Consider the following 24,412-nt stretch of genomic DNA (forward strand, 5'->3'; position numbering starts at 1 on the left):
CCGCTCGCTGCGAAACCTTACCCCACACCACGGCTTTAGCCGCTGAGGTAACCACTTCACCGCCCCAAGCGTTACCGGAACTGCACCTTCGTAACTCCTCCGCCAATTGACCCCCGCTTGACCTGCGGCTAATCTGAATTGAGGAGTCACTCCATGTCGGTGAAGTCCATCCAGTTGGGACAAGTTTGGCGTAACGATAGGAATGGAAAGAACTTCCTGGTCACCAAGCTCTACAACGAGGTGCTCGCCCAATACGCCATTCTGCGCCATGCCGACGGTAGCGCCACCACCAACGACAGCATCCGGGTCAAGGTCCAGAAGAACGGCGAGGGCGCCAGCCTCCCGGGATACACCTTCACCCAGGACGGCCAGTTCTAACCTCAATCCAGCTGAAAACAACCAGCTTCTCGAGTGGAGCTGCGCTCCAGCGCTGCGCAACATCGCTCCCAAGCCCGCGCGGCTTTAGCCGCTGAGGGAACCCGTATAATCCAACCTCCATGGTCTCCAAAATCATCACCGCGCTTAGCGGCTTCATCATCTCCGTGATCTCCGCCGGCGGATACCTGGGCATCGTCGCCCTCATGGCCATCGAGTCGGCCTGCATTCCATTGCCCTCGGAGATCATCATGCCGTTCTCCGGGTACCTGGTTTACGCCGGCCGCTTCAAGTTGCTCTGGGTCGCCGTCGCGGGGGCGCTGGGCTGCAATCTCGGTTCCGCCATCGCTTACGCGGTCGGGTACTACGGCGGCCGCCCACTGGTCGAAAAGTACGGCTCCTATCTCCTGCTCAGCCGCCACGAACTCGATTGGGCCGACCGCTTCTTCGCCCGCTACGGCAGCATCACCGTCTTCATCAGCCGTCTCTTGCCGGTGGTGCGCACATTCATCGCCCTGCCCGCGGGTGTCGCCCGCATGCCGCAGGGCCGCTTCCACCTCTACACTTTTGTGGGATCTTTTCCCTGGTGCCTCGGCCTGGCGTTTGTCGGGATGAAACTAGGCGAGCGTTGGGACACCGATCCCCGACTCAAAACCTGGTTCCATCGCTTCGATGCCATCATCCTCGCGGTGATTGTGGTTGGAATAATCCTCTTCGTCTGGTCGCGTTGGCGGGGAAGAATTCGTGCCGGAGAAGAAAAGTCACAGCAAACGCCGGTAGCCTAGCGTGCGCCCGCGCCTCGCTCAACGACCCGTCATTTGCTCAAATTTATCCGGATATCGAGCCCCTTCCACCCTGATCTCATACGAAGCGCTGTCGATCTCACGTAGATCGTCAGGCGTAAGCTTCACTTCAACTGCTCCGATGTTTTCTTTCAGACGCTCCAGCCTGGTGGTGCCGGGGATGGGAACGATCCATGGCTTTTGAGCGAGCAGCCAGGCAAGCGCGATCTGAGCAGGAGTCGCCTTCTTTCGTTCTCCGATCTTCCTGAGCAAATCAACCATGGCCTGGTTGGTTTTTCGAGCCTCTGGTGTAAAGCGAGGCAGGATGTTGCGGAAGTCGCTGTTATCGAACTTAGTGTTTTCGTGGATCTTGCCGGTGAGAAAGCCCTTACCCAGAGGGCTGAAGGGAACAAATCCGATCCCAAGTTCCTCCAGTGCCGGCAATACCTCCTGTTCAGGGCGCCTGAACCACAGCGAATATTCGCTCTGGATCGCCGTCACTGGCTGAACTCGGTGTGCGCGGCGGATGGTCTGAACGCCGGGCTCAGAAAGTCCAAAGTGCTTGACTTTGCCCTGGCGGATCAACTCCTTCACCGCGCCCGCGACATCTTCGATCGGCACGTCAGGGTCAACCCGGTGCTGATAGAACAAGTCAATGACATCCGTCTTCAGTCGCTTGAGCGAGCCCTCGGCTACCGCTTTGATGTGCTCTGGCCGGCTGTCTAGAGCGGTCCACTTACCGCCGTCGTTGGGATTAGGCGCAAAGCCGAACTTGGTCGCAATCACTACCTGGCGGCGATAAGGAGCAAGCGCTTCGCCCACGAGCTCCTCGTTTGTGAACGGGCCATATACTTCGGCGGTATCGAAGAACGTCACGCCGAGTTCCACGGCGGTCCGAATGAGCGAGATCATCTCCTTCTTGTCCGCAGGCGGGCCCAAGCCATAGCTCATTCCCATGCAGCCCAGCCCCATGGCGGAAACTTCCAAGTTGCTTTTTCCAAGTTTGCGCTTTTCCATTGTTTCTCCTGGACTCCGAATTCCCTCTGCTTTCGCCGAAAAGCTAGGAAACGCCATTACGATCCCACCACCTCCGGCTCATTCTCCACCTCGAGTGTGGCAGCCGTCTTCACCTTTGGCGTCGTAGTGATCAACACCACGCCGATCAGCACAAAGCCCGCCCCCAGAATGGTTCGCAGGCCAAGCGCCTCGCCGCCCACGAAATATCCCACCAGCACCGCCACCACCGGATTCACATACGCATAAGTCCCGACTTTGGTCGGCGACTCATGGTGAATCAGCCACACGTAGGCCGTAAATCCGACGATGGACGCTGCCACAATCAAGTAGAGCAGCGCAAACCAGGCGCCACGTGAGACCGTCGCCGGGTGAAAATCACGGAATTCGCCTAGCGCGCCCGCCGCCACCGTCAGAAACACGCCGCCAAGAAGCATCTGCGCTCCTGAGCTCATCACTTTGGAAGCCGGTAGCTGTAGCTTGCGCGGCAGAATCGAGGCAACGGACCAGCTGATGGCTGCAACCAGCAGCGCTGCCGCACTCCGCGGGTCAATGGGCGCGCCGCTCAGGTGCAATGAACGGCTCATCAGCACCGCCACGCCGGCGATCCCGATCAAGAGCGCGACTCCCAAACGCAGCGTGAGCTTCTGCGTGCCCAGAAAAATAATTTCCGCGAGCGCCATGAACACCGGAATCGTGGCCATCATCACCGCAGCCACGCCGGAAGGCACCCGCCGCTCCGCCCAGAACAACAGCCCGTAATCGAACACAAAGATCAGTGCGGCGAGAAGAGACGCGGAAATCCATTGACGCCGGGTCGGCGATCGCTCGCCGTGCGCGATCATCCACCCGTAAAGAAACACTCCCGCAATCAGGAAGCGTATCGCGGCCAGAATCAACGGCGGAACTTCGAGTACGCCCACCCTGATCGCAAGAAATGACGATCCCCACACAAAATAGATGACTGAGAAAGCCAGCAGGGTCTTCCAAGTGGGGCGATGCGATGGAGCTTCCATAAACGATTCCTATCACAAGATGCCTTGAGCACCGCGGCAGCTTCTCTATTTTGCGGGGATAGTTTCCCGCCCTGTGATTACGGAATCTGATTCTCCTTCGTGTACTTCGTGTCCTTTGTGGTGAGCTCTTCTGTCCACATTTGCAATTCCTCCCTCAATTCGAGAACATAGCTGGTTTGCTTTCCTAACAAAATTCTCATAAGGAAGTCTCGAACTCATGGCCACACGGCAGAAGAGTGCATCCTCGCAGTCCCGCAACCCAGATTCGGTCAAGATAGCGCCCGCCAAAGGCAAACTCGGAGTCATGATTCCCGGCATGGGCGCGGTGGCGACCACTTTCGTCGCCGGCGTAGAAGCCGTCCGTCGCAAGATTGCCGAGCCTATCGGTTCGCTGACTCAGGGCGGTACCATCCGTCTCGGCAAGCGCACTGAGGCCCGCTCGCCCAAGATCCACGATTTCGTTCCGCTCGCCGGGTTGAACGATCTGGTATTCACTGGTTGGGACCTGTTTGAAGATGACATGTACGCCTCGGCCGTCAACGCCGGCGTGCTCGAAACCAGCCTGCTCGACCAGATCAAGCCTTTTCTGCAGTCCATCAAGCCCCGCAAAGCTGTCTTCGACCGCAACTACGTACGCAAGCTCGACGGCCCCAACGTCAAGAAAGGCAAGAACAAAATGGACCTCGCCGAGCAGGTCCGTGACGACATTCGCGACTTCCGCAAGCGCTCCGGCGCCGATCGCCTGATCGTGATCTGGTGCGGTTCCACCGAAATTTTCCTGACCCCCGGCCCGGCGCACGCCAGCGTGGCGGCATTCGAGAAGGCGCTCGCCAAAAACGACGAGAGCATCGCGCCCTCCATGATTTATGCTTACGCGGCGCTCTCTGAAGGTGTGCCCTTTGCCAATGGCGCGCCCAATCTCACCACCGACCTTCCCGCCATGCAGGAGCTCTCGCGCCGCAACCAGGCACCCATCTGCGGCAAGGACTTCAAAACCGGCCAGACTTTACTCAAGACCATTCTCGCCCCGGGATTCAAGGCCCGCGTGTTGGGCCTCAGCGGCTGGTACTCCACCAACATTCTGGGTAACCGCGACGGCGAGGTGCTCGAAGATCCGGATTCCTTCAAGACCAAGGAGGAATCCAAGCTCGGCGTCCTCGACCAGATTCTCCAGCCCAAGCTTTACCCTCATTTGTACGGCGATCTCTATCACAAGGTAAGCATCAACTATTACCCTCCGCGCGGTGACAACAAAGAGGGTTGGGACAACATTGATATCTTCGGCTGGTTGGGCTACCCCATGCAGATCAAGGTGAATTTTCTCTGTCGCGACTCCATCCTCGCAGCCCCGCTCGTACTCGATCTCGTGCTCTTTCTCGACCTGGCGCAGCGCACTCCAGAACTGCGTGGCCGCGGCATACAGGAATGGCTCAGCTTTTATTTCAAGTCGCCGATGACCGCTCCCGGCCTCTATCCCGAGCACGACCTCTTCATCCAGCTCATGAAGCTCAAGAACACCTTGCGCCACTTGAAAGGCGAGGAACTCATTACCCACCTCGGCCTCGAATACTACGATTGAGTTCGCCGGGAGAAACAGGCCCACTGAAACCGGCCCTCCAGGCCGAGTTCCAGAGGACGTGCCCGTGAATCCGCCCTCCAAAACCGGAAAAATAAGGCCGCTTTGCGCACACTTCGAGCATCTTAGTTGCGCATGTGGTTGCTGCGCACACGATCACTGGGCCTGATTTCATTCCTCCTGTTCAGCGGCAGCGCTCTTTTGGCCGGTACCTCGGGTACTTTTCGCGGCACCATCGTTTCTCCGCCCGAAGGCGACAAGAAACCCGGCTGGATCTACGTTCAGGGACAGAACGGCAATCTCCGCCGCGCCGAGATCACCAATGCCCGTGTTTTCTACAGCACCGACGTTCCTCTGAGGTCCCGCCAGAAGCAGCCGCGGCACGGTCTGAAGCGGGGAACTGAGGTCCGGGTCACGGCACAGCAAGACGGAAATGGCGAGTGGCGCGCTGAGAGCGTGGAGATCCTCAAGAAACCCGGCAAGATGGTCCACCGTCGCCAGCCGCCACCTGCCGAGGAAAGTGAAGACCCCGAATTTGATCCGATCCACCCCAAGCCTTGGCCCACTAAAACCTAGTTTTTCGGCAGTTCTCGCTCCACAACTTGGTATCTTTAGGCCCTTATCCCGCGTCCAACTGGTTAGAAGTTTGTGAGTAGGTGCGGAACTCCCCCCGGGTATAATCCCCTGCAGGGAAGCTCACAGGAGACCCTTATGAAGTACCGCCGGGCGGCAGTGGCGCTGTTCTTTTTGCTTCTCACCAGCCAGTGGATGATCGGGCAGTCCGATCAGAAGCAGCCAAATCAAACTTCCAGCGACCAGGGGGTGCAGGCGCAAGGCCCAACTCCGGTGCAGGTGGACCAGACTCAGCCGCCCCCGGATTCAACACCGCCGGCAACTTCAGCCGATGACTCCGCCGACAAAGGCAAGCCCAAGCATGCAGGAAAAAACAATGTGGACGCCATCGGCAACCGCAGTGTCGGTAACGGCCTCAGCTTCTACTCCATCGAGAAAGAAATCCGCATTGGTAAGCAGTACGCCCAGGAAGTCGAAGCCAGCGTCAAGTTAGTTCAGGATCCCGTCATTAACGAGTATGTGAACCGCATCGGCCAGAACCTGGTGCGCAACTCCGACGCCAAGGTCCCGTTCACCATTAAGGTCATTGACACCGACGTGGTCAACGCCATGGCGCTGCCCGGCGGATTCTTTTACGTGAATTCAGGTCTCATCCTCGCGGCCGACGAAGAAGCAGAACTTGCCGGCGTAATGTCGCATGAGATCGCGCACGTCGCCGCGCGTCACTGGGCCCACGCCATGACCAAGGGCCAGCTGTTGAACATCGCCTCCATCCCGCTCATCTTCGTGGGCGGCGGCATCGGATACGCGGTGCGCTCGGCCGCCGGCATCGGTCTCCCAATGACGTTCCTCACCTTCCAGCGCAGCCAGGAAGCTGAAGCCGATTATCTCGGCGTGCAGTACATGTACAAGACCGGATACGATCCCCAAGCCTTCATCAGCTTTTTCGAAAAGCTCAAAGCAAAAGAAAAGAAGAAGCCGGGATTCTGGGACAAGACTTTCGCTTCCCATCCCCAGACGCCCGACCGCATTGGCAAGAGCCAGGAAGAGATCGCGCGAATTCTTCCCGCTCGCAATCAGTATGTGGTGAGCACTTCAGAGTTCGACGAGGTCAAGGCGCGACTGGCTGCGCTCGAAAACCGCCGCAAGGGTCTTGATACCGAAAACGATAATCGTCCCAGCCTCCGCCGCACCGCCGCCAAGAATAAAGACAAAGACGGAAAAGATGGCAAGGGCGACGATCGTCCCACCCTTAAGCGGCGTACCGACGATTAACCAAACCAATGATTAACTTAACCAACGATTGCTCATAAAACCGGGCGGCTGGCGCCCGCTGCTTTAACGCATTGCGGTCTAGATTTCTTCAGTCGCATGTCTTCCTATCGCCGCTACTCAGCTTTTCCGCCTCCCTTTTCCTTTTCCAGCTGAATTATGCTCGGCAAAAAGCAATTCGGCGGCAGCGGGCTGAACGCATGAGACGTTTGCGTTCTTGGAGTGCATCCTTGATTGCATCCAGATTGTTTCTGGTCTCCTCACTCAGCAGCTTTTCTTCGAATGATGGCCGGTGAAAGTCTGGCCAGCACTCCTCGCCCAAAGTGGCCGCCGCCGCAGCCACGATCTCCAGCAGCCGGCAGCACAGCGTTGTTCAAGGGGAATCTGTAACGGCTTGTGCGCAATATCACACTGCAAGGTGACGCGGCCCACAGCCGCAGCATCTGGCCGGGTATGAAATTGGACACGCAATTGTAATCGCGCTCACTACGCCATTTTTGATTGGCCGTGAAATTTCACTCTAGGAGGTGTCCTGTGCCAACTCTCGAAGCGACGAGGACCAGTACCAAGATTTCTGTGAAGAACGTGTTATTTGCCACTGATTTTTCCGAAGCCTCCCGCCAAGCTCTCCCCTATGCCATGGCGATTTGCCGTCATTACGGCAGCACGCTGCATGCGCTCCATGTCATACCGGAAATGGTTTACCCACTGGCGCCCAGAATGATGGCGCCAATTGCCGCTACACCGACCTATGAGGCCGTACGCCAGGAAGCGCAAGGGGAACTCAGGCGCATGGCAATTCGCCTGGGGCATATTCCCAACCATAGTCACATCCGCACTGGGAGCGTATGGCAGGCAGTTTCGGAGATCATTCTCAAGGAAAATATTGATCTTCTGATCATCGGCACCCACGGTCGCACCGGGGTAGGCAAGTTGCTGGTCGGCTCTGTGGCCGAAGAGATATTTCGCCAGGCGCCGTGCCCCGTGCTGACCGTCGGGCCGAACGTTTCCGGGAAAGCCCGCTTGCCAATGCTGGGAGGCGAAAGCCTTAACGTTGCGCCAATTTACGTTGAAATCGGTGAAATTCTCTACGCCACCGACTTCCGATCAAAAACGCCGGCTGCGGCGGCTTTCGCCGTGTCCCTGGCACAAGAATTTCAAAGCCACCTCACGCTGTTGCACGTCATAGAGAAGCACGAGGATTACGGAACACCAGGGCCAGTGGATTGGACGTTGAGCCGGTTGAGTGAACTCGTGCCCGATGATGCTGATCTGTGGTGCTCACCCGAACCGGTCGTCAAGTATGGCTCACCTGCCGATTGCATCCTGCAGACCGCCTCTGAAAGAAGTGCGGATCTGATCGTGCTCGGCGCGCGGCCTGCGGACGGCCACATGGGTGCCGCCATCCATCTTCCCTGGGCAACGGCGCACCGAGTGATTGCGCACGCCGCCTGCCCGGTGCTGACGGTTCGTGGTTGAATCCGAGCAACAATAAAACCGGCGGCTTCGGCCGCCGGTTTCCTTTGCGTCTGGTGCTACTTGCCAAAATCAGTCAAGGTCCTCACTGGCAGTGCCATGCGCACGGCGTTCAACACGGCTGCGAAATCAATAATCTCCTGGGCGATGGCTCCCTCAAGCGGTGGTAAATAACCCAAGGCCGCCGCCGCCATCCCAACCGCGCTGGCAAACATGCCTCCAATTGCGCTCTGCAGCGCAATCTTCCGCAGTCGCGCGCCAATATGGAACAGTTCATCTACTTTACCGAGTGACGTGGTAAGAACTACGGCGTCGGCGGCTTCGGCAGTTATGTCGCTATTCACCCCAAAGGCCACCCCGACGGTGGCCGCCATGAGGGCTGGTGCGTCGTTAATTCCATCGCCGACGAACAATGTGGGTGCGCTCTTAACCTCCTGCTCAACCCGCTGCACTTTTTGCTCGGGAGTTTGCCCGGCGTGCACTTCCTCGATCCCAACTTGCGCAGCAAAGTAACGGACTTCAGATTCGCGGTCGCCCGAGATCAGCATTAGTTTCTCGACATTGTGCCGAGGTTTCAGATGGCGGAGGAACGGCTTGCTTTCGCCTCGCGGCACATCATGAAAGCGTAGCGCGCCGGCATACGCGCCCTCGATGAAAACCAGACACTCCAATCCGCTCACTACCGGCGGCAACGCAAGTTCCTTGTCTATTACTTTATTGCGCCCCGTGATGCGCACCGACCGACCACCCACCAGGCCTTCAAGTCCCTGACCCGGCTTCTCTGATACCTGGGTTACAGGATCGGAAACTATATGGGCGCGGCGCGCAGCTCGTAATACCGCTTCCGCCAAGGGGTGCTTGGAATAGCGCTCCAGACTCGCTGCCAGACGAAGCACTTCCTGGCTGTTGAAACCTGACGCGGGAATGATGTTATCGAGAGTCGGCTTTCCATAGGTAAGCGTTCCAGTCTTATCGAAGATCACAGTACGGCACCGGGAGATCTGCTCCAGCACCGCGGGGTTCTTGATGATGATGCCGCGCTGCGCAGCCAGCGAAATAGCGCCGATGATGGAGACAGGAATAGCCAGCAGCAACGGGCAAGGCGTAGCGATGACCACCACGGCCAGAAACCTGAGTGGGTCGCCGCTGTAAGACCACGCAAGCGCCGCGATCCCGAGCGCGAGGGGTGTGTACCAGGCCCCCAGGCGATCGGCCATGCGCCGCAAGCGTGGCCGCTTCTGCTCGGTTTCCTGCATGACACGCATAATGCTGGCGTATCGCGAATCAACTGGAAGCTTCTCAGCTCTGATGGTGAGCCCGCTATCGCCGTTAATTGCACCGGAGAGTACTTTGGAGCCGAGGGTCTTCGAGATCACGTAGGGCTCACCTGTCAGATATGACTCATCCATCGCGCCATCGCCAGCTGTGACAACCCCATCAACCGGGCAGATCTCATGCGGAAAGACGACCAGTGTGTCGCCGATCGCTATCTGCTCCAGAGAAACATCTGCGATTGCGGAGCCGCGCTGGCGGTGCGCAATCTGGGGCATGCGTTGAGCCAGAGCATGAAGGACGGATGAGGCGCGACGAGAAGCATATTGTTCCAGGGCGGTTCCACCCGAGAGCATCAACACGATGATCGAGCCCACCAGATGCTGTCCCATTGCTACCGAGGCCAGGATGGAGATGCCAGCCAGCAAGTCAGAGCCGAAATCGCCAACCGCAAGTTTTCGGCCCAAACCTATCAACAGTGGCACCCCTCCCGCTATGAGGGTTACGTACAGGGGAATGAGAAAGAAATCTCTGTGGACGCCGGCAAAGTAACGGAGGACCAGGTAGGTCAAAATGCTGGTTACGGCCAGAAGAGCTATGTAAGTCTCACCCAACTGCGACCAGGAGCGCTCCGGCCCCTTCCCAGGCGAAGGCCCCGGACTACGTGCCAGCTCGGAGGCTGAAGTCGTACTCAGAAACCGATCTCCTGATTACATATTGAGGGCGAAAACCAGGTGTAGACGTGACCCTTATCACCGCAGTCGGTGATCTCTTTCAGGGTAGTCTCATTTGATTTTGTTGGCCAATTGGAAGGCACAGGGGAGCGCTACGGAATTATCAGCTCTGGCAGGGTTCGCGTAAGACAGCAACAATGCAGATCGGGAGAATAGTGGCCGGCTCCCTAAACTCTTGCATTGTGGCGGGCAGGGTGTGACAGGCAGACGCGTAAGGCCGGTTTACTTCACCGCAAACGAATGCGCCGCTTTGGGCACAGCTGCGGGGGCTGGCTGAATCCGCGACACCACTTTCATCTGCCGCCAGTCATAGGCGAATTCCTGGCCACAATCCAGACACACCACATACGTCCCCGTCTCTGTGGCCGCGGCAGAGCGCTGCTTCACCGATTTACTGCTCATAGGAAAACTGTAGTTATTGTGATGGCAGCCGAAGAACACATCCCAAAGTGCGGACAACATTTACCACCCCCGGAAGACAAACACTCAATGCTCAGCCCGCATTCCACGCCAACCTGCTGTTCCCAGTCTGTGTGCTGGGTCACATGCAGTTAATTCAGCTACTCTCAATCCAGCTACTTAGATTCCGCGCCCGTCAAAAAGGTTTCTAATCACTTCGCATCATATAAATGTATGTTGAAAGTGGGCTCGCCGCTGACCACGTTCCTCTACCTAACTTCTTGGCAGTCAAGGTATTATCGCCAATCAGGTGCTTCAAAACTGGAACTTGGAGCTAAAAGGTTACCCGAGAATGGCAAACACTAACCCTCACCGCAAAAGAGACTTCATTCACCGGCACTCGCTCGGCATCGCCTCTGTCCTGATTCTCATATCTTGGATCGTGCTTTACAGTCTCTCCGACCAGAGCACCCACCTCGGATCTTTTTTCGGCAATGCCATTGCCGATTGGGCTGGTGTGGTGGTCATGGTTCTCGCGACCACATGTATGTACGAGGTCGGATCGGCTGAGAGCCGGCGCCCTCCTGGCGGACGGCTCCTCAGCCCGGTATGGGAATTAATTCGTGATCACTCCCTCACCATTTTCCTGCTGCTGACGGGAATCGGCTGGGCGGTCGCTTACGCCATGATGAATTCGGAATCCAAATGGGGGCAGGTGGTGGGCAACATCGTTTCAGAATGGACGCAAATCTTCGGCCTGGTTATCTTGACCAAGCGCCTGATCGAGCGTCACTCGAAGGAGAGCAAACGTTAGGCCTTTTGAAAGAGAGCGGCTTGAGCCGCTGAGGGATCAAGCGTCGTGCTGCCCAGCCTTCTTTTTCTCCGCGCATTTTTGCATGATGGCAGAGCGCAGCCGCCCTCTTAAATCTTCGGGGAGTTCGTAGAGTTGCTGATCGCGGTAGATCTCAATGGTCTTCTTGGTGGTATCGCAGACGACGTAGCAGTTGTGGCACCAGGCAAGATGATCTTCCAAATCTGCTCGCATTCGCTCGTCGAGAGCGTCGTCCAGGTAATCTGTAAGCTCCTTCAAAAACTCAGAGCAGGTCACTGGTTCCCATCTCCGCCTTGGCGTTTTCTGAAGTACCGGTTCAGTCGCTCGCGCAACTGAAGGCGGGCCCGCAGCAAACGTGATTTTACGGCAGGAATGCTCAAGTCAAGAGCCTCCGCGGTTTCTTCCGTTGAAAGTCCTTCTACGTCACGCAGCACGAACACGGTACGAAACCCTGCGGGCAACCCCTGTATGGTCTTCCGCAAAATGTCGCCCAGTTCTGACTGGCTGTAAAGCTGCTCGGGATTCGGGCTCCAGTCCGCCACCTCGCGGGGCATGGAGTCTTCTTCCGTCTTCACTTCTTCGTCGAGCGAAACCATTCGCTCGGGCCGCCGGCGCCGCAACTTCATCAGCGCCTCGTTCACCGCGATGCGCACCAGCCAGGTGTAGAACTTGCTCTGCTCCTGGAACTGGGGAAGATTGCTGTAGGCCTTGAGGAACGCGTCCTGCACTACGTCTTCAGCGTCTTCACGGTTTTGCGTAATGTGCTGCGCAATCCGAAAGACGTTACGGTCGTAACGCCGAACCAGGTCCTCGAAGGCGCCTACATCGCCCTTCTTGGCGGCCCGAACCAGCTGCATCTCTTCGCTTACTGGTTCACTCACTTTGGATGGAAGGGTTCCCATGGTGGATTCAATTTCTGTGCTTGCGTCCGGGCCTGAAATCTGCGGATTCATTTTACCCGTTTCCTTAGTGTCCTGCTGAATTGGAGACACGCATTCCCTCTATTCTTTTGGACGTTTACAGTAGTCAATGGTTATAACTCCCAACTCTCTGTTTTTATTCAAATTGTGTATAGAAATCGTTCTCTCTGACGGGACGAACAAATAGCGAATATCGAGCACACATCTTTCATTTTCGGTGGGCTGTGGTACATTCCCCAGTCCCCAAGTTTAAGCTGTGCAATTCGAATCACGGAGATAGCGCCATGCGCCTGCTGAAGCTTTGGCTGTCGGCATTCATGCTATTGGGGAGTTGCTTTGCCCAGAACATTGCTATTCGTGCCGGAAATCTGGTTGACCCCGCAACCGGAAAAATCTCCACCAATCAGACCATCCTGATTCAAGCCGGCAAAATCACTGCGGTTGGATCCAGCGCCTCAGTACCCGCCGGCACCGAGGTGATCAACCTACCCAATGCCTGGGTCTTGCCCGGGTTGATGGACGCCCACACTCACATCACCATGGCCCTTCCGCCCAACCCTCCGGGCGAGTCGCTTTGGGAGTCCTATTACGTAAAAGAGAGTCCGGCTTTGCGCGCCGCACGCGGGCTGCACAACAGCCGTATCTTGCTGGAGGCAGGCTTTACCGCTCTCCGCGATGTAGGCAACTCTGCAAACTATGCCGATACCGCCGTGCGCCAGGCGATTGAAAAAGGCTGGTTCGACGGCCCCACCATCATTAGCGTGGGCAAGATCATCGGCCCGTATGGCGGACAGTTCCATGACATCGCTCCCGACCAGGGGCGCTTCTGGGGCTTCGAATATCTCGACGCCGACACACCCGATGAGGTGCGTAAGGCGGTTCGGCAAAACATCTTCTACGGAGCGACCGCAATCAAGCTGGTCGCTGACAACAGCCCTTATCACTACCGTGTGGAAGAAATTCAGGCGGCAACCGACGAGGCCCACCACGCGGGGCTCAAAGTTGCCGTGCACGTCTATGGTGGCGAGGCAGCGCGCAACGTGGTGCTGGGTGGGGCCGATTCCATCGAGCACGGCTTCGATCTGAGCGATGATTTGCTGCAGCTCATGAAGCAGAAAGGCACGGTACTGGTGGGCACCGATTTTCCCTACGAGCACCTGGTTGCGCTGGGTAGCGTCGGTCCCGAGGATCCCAAAATCCTGAGCCAGAAAATTATTGATCGTCTGGGGCGCGCCTATCGCATGGGTACCAAGCTCGCTTTCGGCTCAGACACGGTCACCGATCTCCCAGGTAAAAGCCGCGCGGACATGGTCTTCGATTACTTCAAAGTCTGGCACGCCGCCGGTATTACCAACGCCGACATTTTGAAGGCCATGACCACCAACTGCGCCGAACTCCTCGGCATTCAAAAAACGCGCGGCGCCATTGTCCTCGGCCAGGCGGCAGATATCATCGCCGTGCCCGGCAATCCTTTGGACAATATCGAGATTCTCCGAAAAGTGAACTTCGTGATGAAAAACGGAAAGATAATCAAGCGATAGCGCTCGCGGTGACAGCCACACCAACGAATTAAAACCTGAAGCGTAAGCGCCGGGGTCGAACGAATAATCCTCTCAAGGTGCATAATGGTGCCGGATCCCGGCGGGAGGTGTATGAATCGACACTTGCGATTCGTGTTCGCAGCCGTAACCACGTTTGTACTGAGCTGCATCACCCTCGGCATCGGGTATGGAGCCGGGCTGTTGGCCGGCGGCCACATATATACCGCGACCGCGCTGCCGATCAAACTTAGTGTTCCATTCGCGGGTATTGTTGGCATCATCGCCATGGCCTATCCGAATCGCAAGGACTCCCGCCAACACAATGTTTTCATAGTGGCTGTAACGGGGGCTGCTACTGGGTGTGTCTACTGGTACTTGTCGGAGAGGGTGCTTGCGATGCAGTTTACCGGCCGCTGGCAGTGGGGCTTCCTGTCGCTGGATTACGAGCTTCAGATGGCCTTATGCTGGGTCGCCGCAGGTGCTTCCGCGATGTTGGTGGCAGTGATCCGCCGACCGTCAACAGTGCTGGTCCCAGTCGTCATCCTCTGCCTACTAGCAGTGGTGCTACCAGCTCCGATCTTCAACTACCTGGCAAAGAACCAAGAGCTTACTGTCGCATTGGCTATTCCTGTGGGTCCAGGTACGAGTGCGACGCGGCCGCCCGAAGTGATTGCGTCCGAATCGAAGGAGTTCGATGCCGAAATAGTTGTGCTCCATGTATTATCGGTCTTGCGTTCATAGGGACTCCCAGGGGACTACCGCGTGACCAACCTTTACCGCGTCGGCAAAGGCAAGAAGAGCCTTGAGATTGTCGTTGTGAGCGCGCCAGTGGTGAATCGTGCGCTACTGCCAGAACCTAATGGTACAGAGTTGATTTATGTCCAGAAACCGGAGGGTTGGAAGAGGATTCCCCTTCAGGCCCCAGCGCTGGCTCGTAGCGTTGAGATCTGGGGGCCTGGAAATCGCAACGATTCGCTGGCAAATTTCGGGATCCCCGATGCGTCCGGTATTAGTCTGATGGGACGAATTCGACCTAACTGAGCTCTTCTCAACGTTATGGCGACCTACTCGCCAACGTGGTCAGCCGACCGTTTACGTGAGTGCTTTCAGTCGCAAAAATGTCTCTTTCTCCTATCCTCGGACGCAACGATGAATAATGGGTAGTTTGAGTTCGGTGCCTCCGCTCTCAGGTCCGACAATCTCAGAATCCCGGAGTAGATGGACGTCGAATGCTCGATCTCAATGGCTGACTTAATTGAGTACGGACCGAATCCAGACAACGTCAATATTTTCAATGCTTCGGGTCCCCTCCATTTCGCTCCTGCGAAATGGGGAGGGAACTGCCTCATCTCCCCCCAGCCGATCAATCCTCCCTTCGTAACCTCTACCTGATCGGCGGTAACCCGAGGTAACTTGCCTCCCTGCCGAAAAGTGCGATAAGACACATAGATATCCGGCGGAAATTGATGTCCCTAAAGCGTTTACGAACCCATGGCTGCAGTTAAAGACTGGATCCACCAACTCGTTGAAAAGATGGTCTCTCAGGTCCTGGAGAGCCACATTCCCACCCTCCGCGAAGAGCTGGTGCGGCGCGTGGTCCAGGAACTTCAGCCTGCCGTGGGTAAGAATCAAGAGACTGGGCAGCCGGCATCATCCGCGGGTCAGGGAAGCACCCCGCCACAGCTATTGAAGGCCATCTCCTCCATCCATCAGGCGACCGCACAAAAAGAGATTCTCGCGGCACTGCTCGACGGGGTCAGTGGCTTTTGCAGCCGCACCGCCCTCTTCGTGGTGCGTTCGGGGGCAGCTGTGGGATGGCAGGGACGCGGCTTCTCCAATCCGGACGCAGTCAAGAATTTCGCATTGGGGATGAACAGTTCCTTCGCAGCCAAGGCGCTCCAGGAAAAGAAAGTCCAGAGCGGACCGAGCGCCGGCATGGATAAGCATTTCCTTGATGCCGTAGGCGCTCCCGAGCAGGACCAGGCTCTGATGCTGCCGCTAGTGCTCAAAGAGAAAGTAGCCGGTTTGCTCTATGCCGATGCCGGCCCGAAAGGCGGCAAGCTGGATGCTGCTGCGGTGGAGATGTTGGTGCTCTCCGCCGGACTCTGGCTGGAAGTCGTTACCTTGCGCCGCAGCTCTACAGGCACCGCTCCAGCGCAGGAAGGCGTGGTGGAGCAAGCCCCGGTTTCGCCCAAAACGGAGCCGGTCGCGGTGCTGCAGGCGACGCCAGCGGTGGTTGCGCCTCCCGCCCCTGTCCCCGTCGTTGCTCCCGAACCTGAGCCGCCAAAGGCCATGGCCGCGGCTGCCGGTGCCACAACCAGTCCAGTCCAAGCTCCGCCCAGCGAAGCTCCCGGCGCGGCTGACGGCGGGATGAGCGATGAAGAGGTCCACAAGAAAGCCAAGCGTTTTGCCAAGCTCTTAGTGGACGAGATAAAGCTTTACAACAAGGACAAGGTCGCCGAAGGCCGCAAAAAGAAGGACCTTTATAGCCGCCTCAAGGAAGACATTGATAAGAGCCGTGCTACCTACGATAAACGATATGGCAAAACTGCCGCCGCTGAAGCCAAATACTTTGACCATGAAATTGTTCGCATCCTGGCGGAAAACGATAAGTCACTATTAGGCGCGAACTACTCGCAGTAAAATAACCACACGTGAACTCCTCCGTTTTATTTTTCGTGCTGATTGTGTCTCTGCTGGGTAACTGCGTACCTTTATATGCGCAGTCCTCCCGCGCGCAGCGCCAAAAACAAAGCCGTTCGCATCACAAAAAGAAAACTGCCCACCGCAAGCGCAAAGTATCGGCGCGAGTGCGCCGCATGGCGCGCGCTTTCGTGGCCTCCACTCAGCTAAAGCCCATGGCGCGCCAGCTACTTGAGAATCGCAGTCCTGCCGCCTACGCAGGTGTGCAAACTTATGCCCGCCAGCACGTACAAGATGATGCCGGTACCCTGGCCTGGCTGGTTGTGGGATACGCTCACATCCTCGATCACGATTACGCCAAGGCGATTCCTCCCCTGAAGCGCGCCAGCTTCCGGGCTGGGGACCTCAGCGATTACACTTCCTATTTTTTGGCGATGGCTTACGGTGGGACCGGCGACAGCGCTGGCGTGATTGCCACCTTGAAGAATTTCGAGCAGGACCACCCCGACTCACTCTTTGCGCGTGATGCCTACGTCGTCTATGCTGCGGCGCTGGTTGCAGGCGGGCAGGCGCAGCGGGCGATTTCGTTATTGGAAGCGCATCGCCAGCCTCCCCTGCCGGATGTCGAATTGGCCTTGGGTCGCGCGTATGCCGCCGCCGGAGACACTTCTAAAGCTGCGGAAACTTTCCATCGCTTATATTTTTCCATGCCGCTGGCTGAGGAAGCGGATGCTGCCAGCAACGAATTGAAAAAGCTTCCCGTAGTTTTTGTTCCGCAACCCACTTTCACTGAGCGCAAGCTGCGTGCCGATCTGCTTTTGCAAGGCCGCCGCTATGCTGACGCAATCCAGGAATACCGCGATCTAGTGTCCCACGCCGCCGAAGCCGATCGCGCCAGCGTTCAGTTGTCCTTGGCCAGCGCGCTTCATCGCAGCGGTCGTGACAAGGACGCAAAGGACTTGCTGGACTCCATCTCTGGCGTTACCGGCGACCCCGAGGCGCAACGGCTGTATCAATTGGTGGAAATTGCTCGCACTGCCGAAGATGAGGATGCGGCCCTGAAGCTGGTCACCAATCTTCGCCAGACCGCTTCCACCAGTCCCTGGTTCGAAAAATCTTTATTGATCGCGGCGAACATGCGTTTGCTGAAGCGGGAATATGATCCGGCGATTGATCTCTTTCGCGAGCTTGAACAGCGCTTCCCGGAAGGGAATCGCGCCGCCTACGCGCATTGGAAAGTTGCGTGGCTGAGCATGCGACAGAACCGCAAAGACGAAGCCCGGAAGGAAATGGAAGATCAGATCGCCAAGTATCCCGGCTCGCCGCAAGTGCCCGCCGCTCTCTACTGGCGTGCCCGCATCGGAGAACAGGACCAGGACTTCACCAAGGCCGGCGCCTACTATCAGAAAATTACCGACCGCTTCAGCAATTACTATTACGCCGACCTTGCGCGCCAGCGTTTGAAGCAAATTCCCGCTAATGCCGCGCTTGTGGCCAGTGTCGCCAATCATGGTAGCGCCGGCGGAGGTGCTGTCGCTGATCCGCCCACGGAGGCCGCGGGCAACACCGCTTCTACCACTCCGCAAAGCGACCCGCTGCTGGAGAAAATTCCCGCTGCGAACCTGCCTTCCACGCCTGACCCTGACGACCTGCCCGATGACGACTTGCGGGTACAGAAAGCCCTGCTGCTGCAAAATGGCGCGCTCACCAGCTTCGCCGTCCGCGAGCTGCAGGCAGCGGCGCCGTCAGGAAAAGTTGCTGGCTGGTGGACGATTAAAACCGTCGAGCTTTATCAGGACGATAAGCACTACGACCGGGCGATCGAAGCGGTAAAACGGGTAGTTCCAGAATACTTCGCGGTGGATACCGCTGCGCTACCTCGCGCCTATTGGACGGCGCTTTTCCCCCGTCCTTATTGGACTGAGCTCAAGAAGCAGAGCGCGCGCAATCGCTTGGATCCCTTTCTGGTTGCCGCTCTCATCCGCCAGGAATCCGCATTCAATCCCGGCGCCATCTCCAGCGCCAACGCTCTCGGACTGATGCAATTGCTCCCTGTAACCGGCCGCGCCATGGCGCGCCAGCTGCATGTTCGCCATTTCTCCAACAGTCTGCTGGTGGTCCCGAACGTCAACATGCAGCTCGGCACGCGTTACTTCCGCCAACTTATTGATCAGTTCGGTAGCGTGGAGTACGCGCTCGCCGCCTACAACGCCGGCCAGGACCGCGTTAAAGACTGGACTACGAATGGCAATTTTCAGGATGTCCCCGAGTTCGTGGAATCCATCCCGTTCACGGAAACTCGTGAATACGTGCAGGCCATCATGCGCAATGCAACGGTTTACCGCAAGCTTTACGACACGCCTTAGACACGTTCACCACAAAAGATCACCGCCATCTCTGGCTTGGTGTCCTTTGTGGTGAACCATGTCGCCTTCCAAGTTCGGCTAGGGCTGGGTCGAAGTGTTGCTGGCGCGCGAGGTGGTGCGATCCGGATTCATCGCCTTCCACGCCACGGTGCCGCCACCGCCGATCAGCGCGCCTGCCACTGCCCCATCGTCGCAGCCGCAGAGCGTCCAGCCGATGCCCGTGCCCAGCGCCGTGTGCGACAGGACGTACGCCCAGTCGCGATTCGGTTCGCCGGCCCTGCGATGGGAGCTCAGGTACAGGGATGAAAATGCCCCGCCGCCGAGTAACGCGCCTTTTGTCAGGTCGTTGCCGCTGCCGAGCAGAGCGCCCACTCCCGCTCCCAGAGCCGCCCCACCGAGCACCGTGAAAATATAGCGGTGGCGTTTAGGGCTGATGCCGCTCAAATCCCGCTTGGGATCAAGCGGGCGATCGCCGGCGAAAGCTGGTAGGGCAACCAGCGCCATGCATAATGTGAGAACTAAGGCCAGAATTTTTTTTACCGCCATGGTTAAAGTCTCCTGTGGGTCTTTCATTAATTTTTAGGATGCGTTACACCGGGCGGGGATGTGCCTCAAAACAGGTGTAACTCTGGAAATGTGCTACAGGCGGGCTTTTCAGGGCAGCAGCAGTTTCGGCCAGAGCTGCCGAGCGGAGCCGAACGCCAGCGTTAGAGAAGAGGAATCAGGCCCGACTTTTCGGGATCCTGTTCGGGGTAGCTCGACTAGGCTGCATCGTCCACTTGAATTTCTAAGACGCGGATTTCCTCTCCGCCTATGGGCTCTGTAACCGGATGTCCGCACTCAGGGCAGGGAAGATCGCTGGCTGTGCCTTCAAAATCAGCGCCGCAGTTGCGGCAGTGGTGCCGCACCGGCAATATTTTTACGTTCAGCGCAGCGCCCTCAGCCACGGTGCCGCGGGCAACAGTATCGAACACGCTGCTCAGCCGCTCAAGATCAATAACCCGCCGCCCACCAATGGCCAGATGCACACCCAGTACCTTGCCCACCGACTGGCGGTACGCCGCCTGGTCCACCAGCTCCAGCACGTGATTGGCAAGCTCGCGCTCGTCCATGAAATTGCCCCTTTGGCCCCGTATTCCCGCGAAGCGGGAGAATACACTGCTCCGCCCGAATGATTCAAATCAGCTGCTCGCAGGCGAATCATCAGGCAACTGCTTCCGCCGCCCGGGAAGTCGTGGTACTCTGCCGCACCATGTCGCGAATCTTGCTGGGCGTGATCTGCGGTCTGGCCTTTGGCGCGGTGGATGTCGGCATCATGCTGCCTATGAGTTTTCCCGACAAGACCGCAGCCATTCTGGGCGCGTTCATCAACCGCTTTGCCATCGGATTCGTTGTCGGCGCGGTCGCGCTTCCCTGGCCGGGATGGCTGGTCGGCCTGGTCATCGGCCTGCTGCTCAGCCTTCCTGACGCCATCATCACCAAAGCCTATGGCCCGATTATCGGCTTCGGCGCTCTCGGCGGCGTGATCATCGGCATCATCATTAGCCGCTTCGGCAGATAGCCCAGGCTACAGAATGTCACTGAGTGAGTTACGTCCCTTCATCGCCACCGAAATCGAGCGCATTCCCGAAGACGCCGGGGTTTTCGTGCTCTTCCAAATTCAAATTCCGATCCATGCCGACCACGCCCGCAACTTGCGCCAGCATCTGCTCCTAGCTAAGAAAGAGTTTCCGAACGCCAGCCATTTCGCCGTCGAGCCCGGCAAATATGGGGAGGAGACCGCGCGCCGCGTTGAAAACCTCCGCAACGACCTGCGCCTGGTGCGCGCCAAAGGATTTGTGGGGACGCCCCAGAAGGCCTCGCGCTAGGACCTTGCGATTGGTTTGCCGCTTCAGTTTGTGTCGCCCCTCCGGGGCTCGGTTTGTTTGGTGCGCCTACCCAGCGCTGACGCGCTGGGCTAAAGGCTGTTCCGCCCCTGCGGGGCTGGATTCCGGTTACGCGAGCGGTGTGTGATCTTCGGAAGATCTCATTCATGGGTGGGAAGCCCGCCAACCCCCGCCTCTAACCGACGCAGATTCTGCCGCGCATGGCGGGCGAGCCGCAGCGCAGTCCGGTGACGTGGAAGTGCTGGCATTGTGGCCTTGGCGGTTTATGATAGGCCGGAGAATGGAGGCAATGGAGACGGGCTAATTGACGCTCATGACGCAATCTATTCCAAACTGCTCCTCTGGATAGATAAAAACCAGGACGGAATATCTCAGTCCGACGAGCTACACACCCTTCCCGAGATCGGCATTGCGCGAATTGATTTGCAGTACAAAGTCAAGCTCCGCCTAGACGAATACAACAATGCGTTTTACCTCCGAAGTCGAGTTTGGGATACCAAAGGGAACCAGAGCGGCCGCTGGGCATGGGATGTCTACCTGCGAAGAGAACCTTAGGGACGTGTCGAAATATTTTCGCGCCCGGATAAAGGGGGCTGTTCTGGCTGGGACAATTATCTTCTGGAGCGCATCTGTTTCGGCTGCGCTCCAGAACGTTAATCAATCATTGCAAGCTCAAACAAATCTTGTTCAGTTGAATGCAATCTTCATTGACAAGCATGGAAGGGTCGTTTCGGATATTCAACCGAACGAGGTTTCGATTACAGACCAAGACAGATCGCAACCCATTAGCGTATTTGAGCCGCCTCTAGTTGAAAGGAAATTCCCTGATAATTTCTCGACTACCTCCGACTTGAAATTGCCTGTTGCCGAACAACAGCGGGATTCCATCCTTTATGTGCTGATCGCAATACCCGGCATGGGGTTTACGTCTCGTATTGCGGCTATCAACGCCGTAAGCAAATACGCACGGCGCACAGCTCGGTTGTCCACAACCTTTGTTGCGGTTGCCGACGCCTCGGGGGCGGTTCTGCCATTCACGGACGATCCTCAACAACTTAGAGAATTTACGGAGTATGCCCTTAGGCCTGCGATCTCAGGATATGAGACGGCATCCTTCTTACCCGCCGCGATGAAGCTGCTTGAGGATATGAGGAAGTTTGGGGGACGCAAAGCACTGGTTGTGTTCACCGATTTTTTCGTGCCGAATAATCCAATCATGTGGACTTCGCCCGCATCGGTTTTTGTCCCGAAGGCTTTGGACGTTGGAGCTTCCGTTTACCCCACCGACGTGCGTGGTGTAACCACCGTTATCCCATACGGGGACGCGAGTAAGGACTCGGAGGACGTGAACATCTCGCCTGGATTTAGTTCTCACCCTGGGCCTGAAGTTTTAAATCAGGTCACAGCCGAGGTTTGGTCGTACACTTTGCAACAGCAGCAGCTAATGTCCGTAGCACGGGCTACAGGAGGCAAGTACGACGGAAGCAATGATAGCAGCGCGATTTTTGACAGAGTGGAGACTGATTTAAGATCGACTTATGTGCTCGGGTACTACATCCATGACCTCCCTGCCGATGGTCGATTCCACTCCATCAGAATCAATGTGAGCCGTCACGGAATACAAACCCGAGCAAGGATTGGCTATTTTGCACCCGTGCGGTTGCAAACTGACCTATCCGGCCTGAACTCAGTGCTGGTTGCAGATAGACCTCTCAACGATATCCAGACAATCCCTCGACTTTTATTCTTTCCAATTTCAGACCGTGACCAGCAGCGAATCGTTCTAAACCTTGACTTTAGATGGTCGCTGGAATCTGTCAACTCCAGCACGGTGCACGAGCTGACTATTGCCGGTCGTATCTGGTCGAATTCCGGTGCTACGGTCGCGTCGTTCAATGATAGACGACATTGCGGAATCGTCGCCGTGAACCTCGGCGGGGTCTCCCCTTTCGTTACATGCCAATATAATGTTGTGGTCGATCTTGCACCAGGCAACTATAGGGCGAAGGTTGCATCGCTGTCCGCTACTGGACAGCCAGGCAGCGCGTTTTTCCAATTCTCCGTCCGCAAGCAAGAGCGCAAGTCTATTAGGACAAGCTCTTTGGTACTTTCAGACCATTTATTGCCATCCCAGCAACATACCCCTCCAGATGTTGCCGATCCATTGATCGTAGCTGGCGACCGAGTGGTTCCCCAATCGGTACACGAATTTGCAGCCAAGGACACGATAATTCTCTTTGCTCGTGTCACAAGTAGCCGCGATAAGTCTACTTTTCATGCGGATCTGCTGGTAAAGGACGGGTCTGACCGTACGATCTTCGGTCCGATACCTGTTCCACTCGTTGAGAGAAGACACGATACTTCGGGATTAGGTTTACCAATTTTGTATAAACTCAATCCCGCTGGGCTTAAGACTGGCTATTTTGTCGCTGAGCTTAGGATAAAACAACTGCACGGCGGTGCGGCGACCGCCAAGACTTCTTTCAGGATCATTGATTCTCCGCACGAGCCACAAACCACGGAATCGCCATAACGTAACATCAATGCAACTGGCTATGCCCCGCCTCTTTCTGCTGCCGTTGTTTCTAATTTGCTACGTCAACATGCTTGTCGCTGCGAAGGGCCAGCTCCAAGGGGAAGCACTTACCTTTAATAAACAGCATCGTAAATATTACTTATTCGTTCCGGATTCTGTTACTGACCGCGCACCTTTGCTCGTGTTGTTTCACGGTGCGGGCCGGAACGGGATGTCACTTATCAATGCATGGCAAGAATTGGCTTCGAAGAAGGGAATCATTCTGGCAGCGCCAGATTCTGCGCACTCTAGGGAGTGGAATCCCCAGAATGACAGCCCTGAATTTGTGCACGAGATCGTAGAGGCTGTGAAAACAAAGTGCCAGGTGCGCCCGCAGAGAGTGTACCTTTTCGGCCACTCAGCCGGTGCAGTTTACGCCCTCTATTTGTCATTGGCCGAGTCGGAATATTTCGCGGCAGCAGCGATACACGCAGGCGAGTTGCTGGGAAATGATGATCGTCTGATCCGAGGCGCGAGGCGTAAGATTCCAATCGCGATTTGGATCGGAACTCGCGATGAGTATTTCTCTCTTGCCGATGTCCGCGCAACGGCTAACGCATTGACAAAAAATGGCTTTCCAGTACAGCTCAAGGAAATGCCGGGGGAAGGGCACAATTACTACATCCATTCCGGAGAAGTGAACAGAGCAGCCTGGGATTTTCTCAGCAAGTACGAGCTTCAAGGAGAACCCTACTATCAGTCCTATAGCAAGTAGCTGGTAGAAGAGTCAGCTTGCATTGTGAAAGGCAGAGTGGAATGAAGATCTCACTTTCGCCATTCCGAACCGCGCTTCAGTGTGGGATTGCAGTAGGGCTTTACTGGAACAGGGATGCTCATACCGAGTTACTCTCTTGTCACAGATTCAACGATCGCGGCTCAAACAGAACCGAATGCCCACCAGATTGGGTTTCCCCCACGAACTCGATTGCTCCATTGAGGATCAGAGCATCCTCGACGAAACCAAGGATTAACGATTGGAACACCTCTAACTCCACCTACCCTACATCGCATTTCTTTGTTCTGAGCAAGCGACATATGCATGCGGACAGCCCGAACTGCCTGCTGGGAGCCGGCGCGTGAAAGGTCCTGAAACAGCTTGGACCTTCTGGAAATTGGCTGAGCCTTGGCCAGAGTCCCTGGAGTTGGTTTCTCTCAAGGTT

Annotated in this window: 25 protein-coding genes; 17 read left to right on the top strand and 8 right to left on the bottom strand. The window is 56.8% G+C overall.

Annotation, left to right across the window (positions count from 1 at the left end):
* Nucleotides 1-153: 153 nt before the first annotated feature.
* Nucleotides 154-378 carry a hypothetical protein gene (locus VFA76_12660; GenBank protein ID HZR32690.1) on the top strand — a complete coding sequence of 75 codons (225 nt, stop codon included), beginning with the start codon at nt 154-156 and terminating at the stop codon, nt 376-378.
* Between the two features lie 119 nt (nt 379-497).
* A complete protein-coding gene (locus VFA76_12665) occupies nt 498-1,160 on the top strand; it encodes a DedA family protein (protein ID HZR32691.1) in 663 nt (220 codons plus the stop codon).
* Nucleotides 1,161-1,178: 18 nt separating this feature from the next.
* Here the strand turns inward: VFA76_12665 and VFA76_12670 are convergent, their stop codons facing one another.
* Together VFA76_12670 and VFA76_12675 are read right to left on the bottom strand one after the other, a co-directional pair.
* Entirely contained in the window at nt 1,179-2,174 is a 996-nt protein-coding gene (locus tag VFA76_12670) for an aldo/keto reductase (protein HZR32692.1), read from the bottom strand.
* A 56-nt stretch (nt 2,175-2,230) separates the two neighbouring features.
* The gene (locus tag VFA76_12675) at nt 2,231-3,187 is read right to left on the bottom strand and encodes an EamA family transporter (GenBank protein ID HZR32693.1); all 957 of its coding nucleotides are present in this window, start codon (nt 3,185-3,187) and stop codon (nt 2,231-2,233) included.
* A 217-nt stretch (nt 3,188-3,404) separates the two neighbouring features.
* Here VFA76_12675 and VFA76_12680 point away from each other — a divergent pair, with 217 nt between their 5' ends.
* The 4 genes from VFA76_12680 to VFA76_12695 all read left to right on the top strand — a co-directional run bounded on the left by VFA76_12680 (nt 3,405) and on the right by VFA76_12695 (nt 8,087).
* Nucleotides 3,405-4,766, top strand: a complete 1,362-nt coding sequence (locus VFA76_12680) for an inositol-3-phosphate synthase (GenBank protein ID HZR32694.1) — start codon at nt 3,405-3,407, stop codon at nt 4,764-4,766.
* 132 nt (nt 4,767-4,898) lie between these two features.
* Nucleotides 4,899-5,339, top strand: a complete 441-nt coding sequence (locus VFA76_12685) for a hypothetical protein (protein HZR32695.1) — start codon at nt 4,899-4,901, stop codon at nt 5,337-5,339.
* A 135-nt stretch (nt 5,340-5,474) separates the two neighbouring features.
* Nucleotides 5,475-6,611, top strand: a complete 1,137-nt coding sequence (locus VFA76_12690) for a M48 family metallopeptidase (protein HZR32696.1) — start codon at nt 5,475-5,477, stop codon at nt 6,609-6,611.
* A 531-nt stretch (nt 6,612-7,142) separates the two neighbouring features.
* The gene (locus tag VFA76_12695; protein ID HZR32697.1) at nt 7,143-8,087 is read left to right on the top strand and encodes a universal stress protein; all 945 of its coding nucleotides are present in this window, start codon (nt 7,143-7,145) and stop codon (nt 8,085-8,087) included.
* Between the two features lie 56 nt (nt 8,088-8,143).
* Here the strand turns inward: VFA76_12695 and VFA76_12700 are convergent, their stop codons facing one another.
* Together VFA76_12700 and VFA76_12705 are read right to left on the bottom strand one after the other, a co-directional pair.
* Nucleotides 8,144-9,970 (bottom strand): heavy metal translocating P-type ATPase, encoded by a 1,827-nt coding sequence (locus VFA76_12700; GenBank protein HZR32698.1) that lies wholly within the window; start codon nt 9,968-9,970, stop codon nt 8,144-8,146.
* 342 nt (nt 9,971-10,312) lie between these two features.
* Nucleotides 10,313-10,552, bottom strand: coding sequence for a hypothetical protein (locus VFA76_12705; protein HZR32699.1), 240 nt, complete (start codon nt 10,550-10,552; stop codon nt 10,313-10,315).
* Nucleotides 10,553-10,841: 289 nt separating this feature from the next.
* Between VFA76_12705 and VFA76_12710 the strand changes: the two genes are divergently transcribed.
* Nucleotides 10,842-11,303 carry a hypothetical protein gene (locus tag VFA76_12710; GenBank protein ID HZR32700.1) on the top strand — a complete coding sequence of 154 codons (462 nt, stop codon included), beginning with the start codon at nt 10,842-10,844 and terminating at the stop codon, nt 11,301-11,303.
* Nucleotides 11,304-11,339: 36 nt separating this feature from the next.
* On the opposite strand, the gene VFA76_12715 is transcribed toward VFA76_12710, so the two are convergent.
* A complete protein-coding gene (locus VFA76_12715; GenBank protein HZR32701.1) occupies nt 11,340-11,597 on the bottom strand; it encodes a zf-HC2 domain-containing protein in 258 nt (85 codons plus the stop codon).
* Nucleotides 11,594-12,223, bottom strand: a complete 630-nt coding sequence (locus VFA76_12720) for a sigma-70 family RNA polymerase sigma factor (GenBank protein HZR32702.1) — start codon at nt 12,221-12,223, stop codon at nt 11,594-11,596. The genes VFA76_12715 and VFA76_12720 overlap by 4 nt, the downstream gene beginning before the upstream one ends.
* Nucleotides 12,224-12,525: 302 nt before the next feature.
* Here VFA76_12720 and VFA76_12725 point away from each other — a divergent pair, with 302 nt between their 5' ends.
* The 5 genes from VFA76_12725 (at nt 12,526) to VFA76_12745 (ending at nt 18,791) form a co-directional block, all read left to right on the top strand.
* On the top strand, nt 12,526-13,782 hold the full coding sequence (locus VFA76_12725) for an amidohydrolase family protein (protein ID HZR32703.1): 1,257 nt from the start codon (nt 12,526-12,528) through the stop codon (nt 13,780-13,782).
* A 111-nt stretch (nt 13,783-13,893) separates the two neighbouring features.
* Nucleotides 13,894-14,523, top strand: a complete 630-nt coding sequence (locus VFA76_12730) for a hypothetical protein (GenBank protein ID HZR32704.1) — start codon at nt 13,894-13,896, stop codon at nt 14,521-14,523.
* A 21-nt stretch (nt 14,524-14,544) separates the two neighbouring features.
* Nucleotides 14,545-14,823, top strand: coding sequence for a hypothetical protein (locus VFA76_12735; GenBank protein ID HZR32705.1), 279 nt, complete (start codon nt 14,545-14,547; stop codon nt 14,821-14,823).
* A gap of 450 nt (nt 14,824-15,273) precedes the next feature.
* The gene (locus VFA76_12740) at nt 15,274-16,425 is read left to right on the top strand and encodes a hypothetical protein (GenBank protein ID HZR32706.1); all 1,152 of its coding nucleotides are present in this window, start codon (nt 15,274-15,276) and stop codon (nt 16,423-16,425) included.
* A gap of 11 nt (nt 16,426-16,436) precedes the next feature.
* Complete coding sequence (locus VFA76_12745; GenBank protein HZR32707.1) at nt 16,437-18,791, top strand: transglycosylase SLT domain-containing protein; 2,355 nt, start codon at nt 16,437-16,439, stop codon at nt 18,789-18,791.
* Nucleotides 18,792-18,869: 78 nt separating this feature from the next.
* Here the strand turns inward: VFA76_12745 and VFA76_12750 are convergent, their stop codons facing one another.
* Both VFA76_12750 and VFA76_12755 read right to left on the bottom strand, forming a co-directional pair.
* A complete protein-coding gene (locus tag VFA76_12750) occupies nt 18,870-19,337 on the bottom strand; it encodes a hypothetical protein (GenBank protein HZR32708.1) in 468 nt (155 codons plus the stop codon).
* 215 nt (nt 19,338-19,552) lie between these two features.
* Complete coding sequence (locus VFA76_12755) at nt 19,553-19,903, bottom strand: hydrogenase maturation nickel metallochaperone HypA (GenBank protein HZR32709.1); 351 nt, start codon at nt 19,901-19,903, stop codon at nt 19,553-19,555.
* 59 nt (nt 19,904-19,962) lie between these two features.
* Between VFA76_12755 and VFA76_12760 the strand changes: the two genes are divergently transcribed.
* From VFA76_12760 to VFA76_12780, 5 genes are all read left to right on the top strand, one after another.
* Nucleotides 19,963-20,352: a hypothetical protein gene (locus VFA76_12760; GenBank protein HZR32710.1), complete on the top strand. Its 390-nt coding sequence runs from the start codon at nt 19,963-19,965 to the stop codon at nt 20,350-20,352.
* Nucleotides 20,353-20,365: 13 nt separating this feature from the next.
* Nucleotides 20,366-20,659 carry a hypothetical protein gene (locus tag VFA76_12765; protein ID HZR32711.1) on the top strand — a complete coding sequence of 98 codons (294 nt, stop codon included), beginning with the start codon at nt 20,366-20,368 and terminating at the stop codon, nt 20,657-20,659.
* A 267-nt stretch (nt 20,660-20,926) separates the two neighbouring features.
* Nucleotides 20,927-21,232, top strand: a complete 306-nt coding sequence (locus VFA76_12770) for a hypothetical protein (protein HZR32712.1) — start codon at nt 20,927-20,929, stop codon at nt 21,230-21,232.
* Nucleotides 21,207-23,210, top strand: coding sequence for a VWA domain-containing protein (locus VFA76_12775; GenBank protein ID HZR32713.1), 2,004 nt, complete (start codon nt 21,207-21,209; stop codon nt 23,208-23,210). The genes VFA76_12770 and VFA76_12775 overlap by 26 nt, the downstream gene beginning before the upstream one ends.
* 22 nt (nt 23,211-23,232) lie before the next feature.
* A complete protein-coding gene (locus VFA76_12780) occupies nt 23,233-23,967 on the top strand; it encodes a dienelactone hydrolase family protein (GenBank protein ID HZR32714.1) in 735 nt (244 codons plus the stop codon).
* Nucleotides 23,968-24,412: the final 445 nt, after the last annotated feature.

This window comes from Terriglobales bacterium, from assembly GCA_035651655.1.
In the GTDB taxonomy this organism is placed as follows: Bacteria; Acidobacteriota; Terriglobia; order Terriglobales; family Acidobacteriaceae; genus DASRFG01.

Excerpts from the sequence above, each read along its gene's own strand:
- VFA76_12680 (HZR32694.1), top strand. The coding sequence starts at position 3,405 with ATGGCCACACGGCAGAAGAGTGCATCCTCGCAGTCCCGCAACCCAGAT.
- VFA76_12760 (HZR32710.1), top strand. The coding sequence starts at position 19,963 with ATGATTCAAATCAGCTGCTCGCAGGCGAATCATCAGGCAACTGCTTCC.
- VFA76_12755 (HZR32709.1), bottom strand. The coding sequence starts at position 19,903 with ATGGACGAGCGCGAGCTTGCCAATCACGTGCTGGAGCTGGTGGACCAG.
- VFA76_12720 (HZR32702.1), bottom strand. The coding sequence starts at position 12,223 with ATGGGAACCCTTCCATCCAAAGTGAGTGAACCAGTAAGCGAAGAGATG.
- VFA76_12685 (HZR32695.1), top strand. The coding sequence starts at position 4,899 with ATGTGGTTGCTGCGCACACGATCACTGGGCCTGATTTCATTCCTCCTG.
- VFA76_12665 (HZR32691.1), top strand. The coding sequence starts at position 498 with ATGGTCTCCAAAATCATCACCGCGCTTAGCGGCTTCATCATCTCCGTG.
- VFA76_12675 (HZR32693.1), bottom strand. The coding sequence starts at position 3,187 with ATGGAAGCTCCATCGCATCGCCCCACTTGGAAGACCCTGCTGGCTTTC.
- VFA76_12710 (HZR32700.1), top strand. The coding sequence starts at position 10,842 with ATGGCAAACACTAACCCTCACCGCAAAAGAGACTTCATTCACCGGCAC.
- VFA76_12775 (HZR32713.1), top strand. The coding sequence starts at position 21,207 with ATGTCTACCTGCGAAGAGAACCTTAGGGACGTGTCGAAATATTTTCGC.
- VFA76_12750 (HZR32708.1), bottom strand. The coding sequence starts at position 19,337 with ATGGCGGTAAAAAAAATTCTGGCCTTAGTTCTCACATTATGCATGGCG.
- VFA76_12725 (HZR32703.1), top strand. The coding sequence starts at position 12,526 with ATGCGCCTGCTGAAGCTTTGGCTGTCGGCATTCATGCTATTGGGGAGT.
- VFA76_12730 (HZR32704.1), top strand. The coding sequence starts at position 13,894 with ATGAATCGACACTTGCGATTCGTGTTCGCAGCCGTAACCACGTTTGTA.
- VFA76_12670 (HZR32692.1), bottom strand. The coding sequence starts at position 2,174 with ATGGAAAAGCGCAAACTTGGAAAAAGCAACTTGGAAGTTTCCGCCATG.
- VFA76_12740 (HZR32706.1), top strand. The coding sequence starts at position 15,274 with ATGGCTGCAGTTAAAGACTGGATCCACCAACTCGTTGAAAAGATGGTC.
- VFA76_12705 (HZR32699.1), bottom strand. The coding sequence starts at position 10,552 with ATGTTGTCCGCACTTTGGGATGTGTTCTTCGGCTGCCATCACAATAAC.
- VFA76_12780 (HZR32714.1), top strand. The coding sequence starts at position 23,233 with ATGCCCCGCCTCTTTCTGCTGCCGTTGTTTCTAATTTGCTACGTCAAC.
- VFA76_12690 (HZR32696.1), top strand. The coding sequence starts at position 5,475 with ATGAAGTACCGCCGGGCGGCAGTGGCGCTGTTCTTTTTGCTTCTCACC.
- VFA76_12765 (HZR32711.1), top strand. The coding sequence starts at position 20,366 with ATGTCACTGAGTGAGTTACGTCCCTTCATCGCCACCGAAATCGAGCGC.
- VFA76_12660 (HZR32690.1), top strand. The coding sequence starts at position 154 with ATGTCGGTGAAGTCCATCCAGTTGGGACAAGTTTGGCGTAACGATAGG.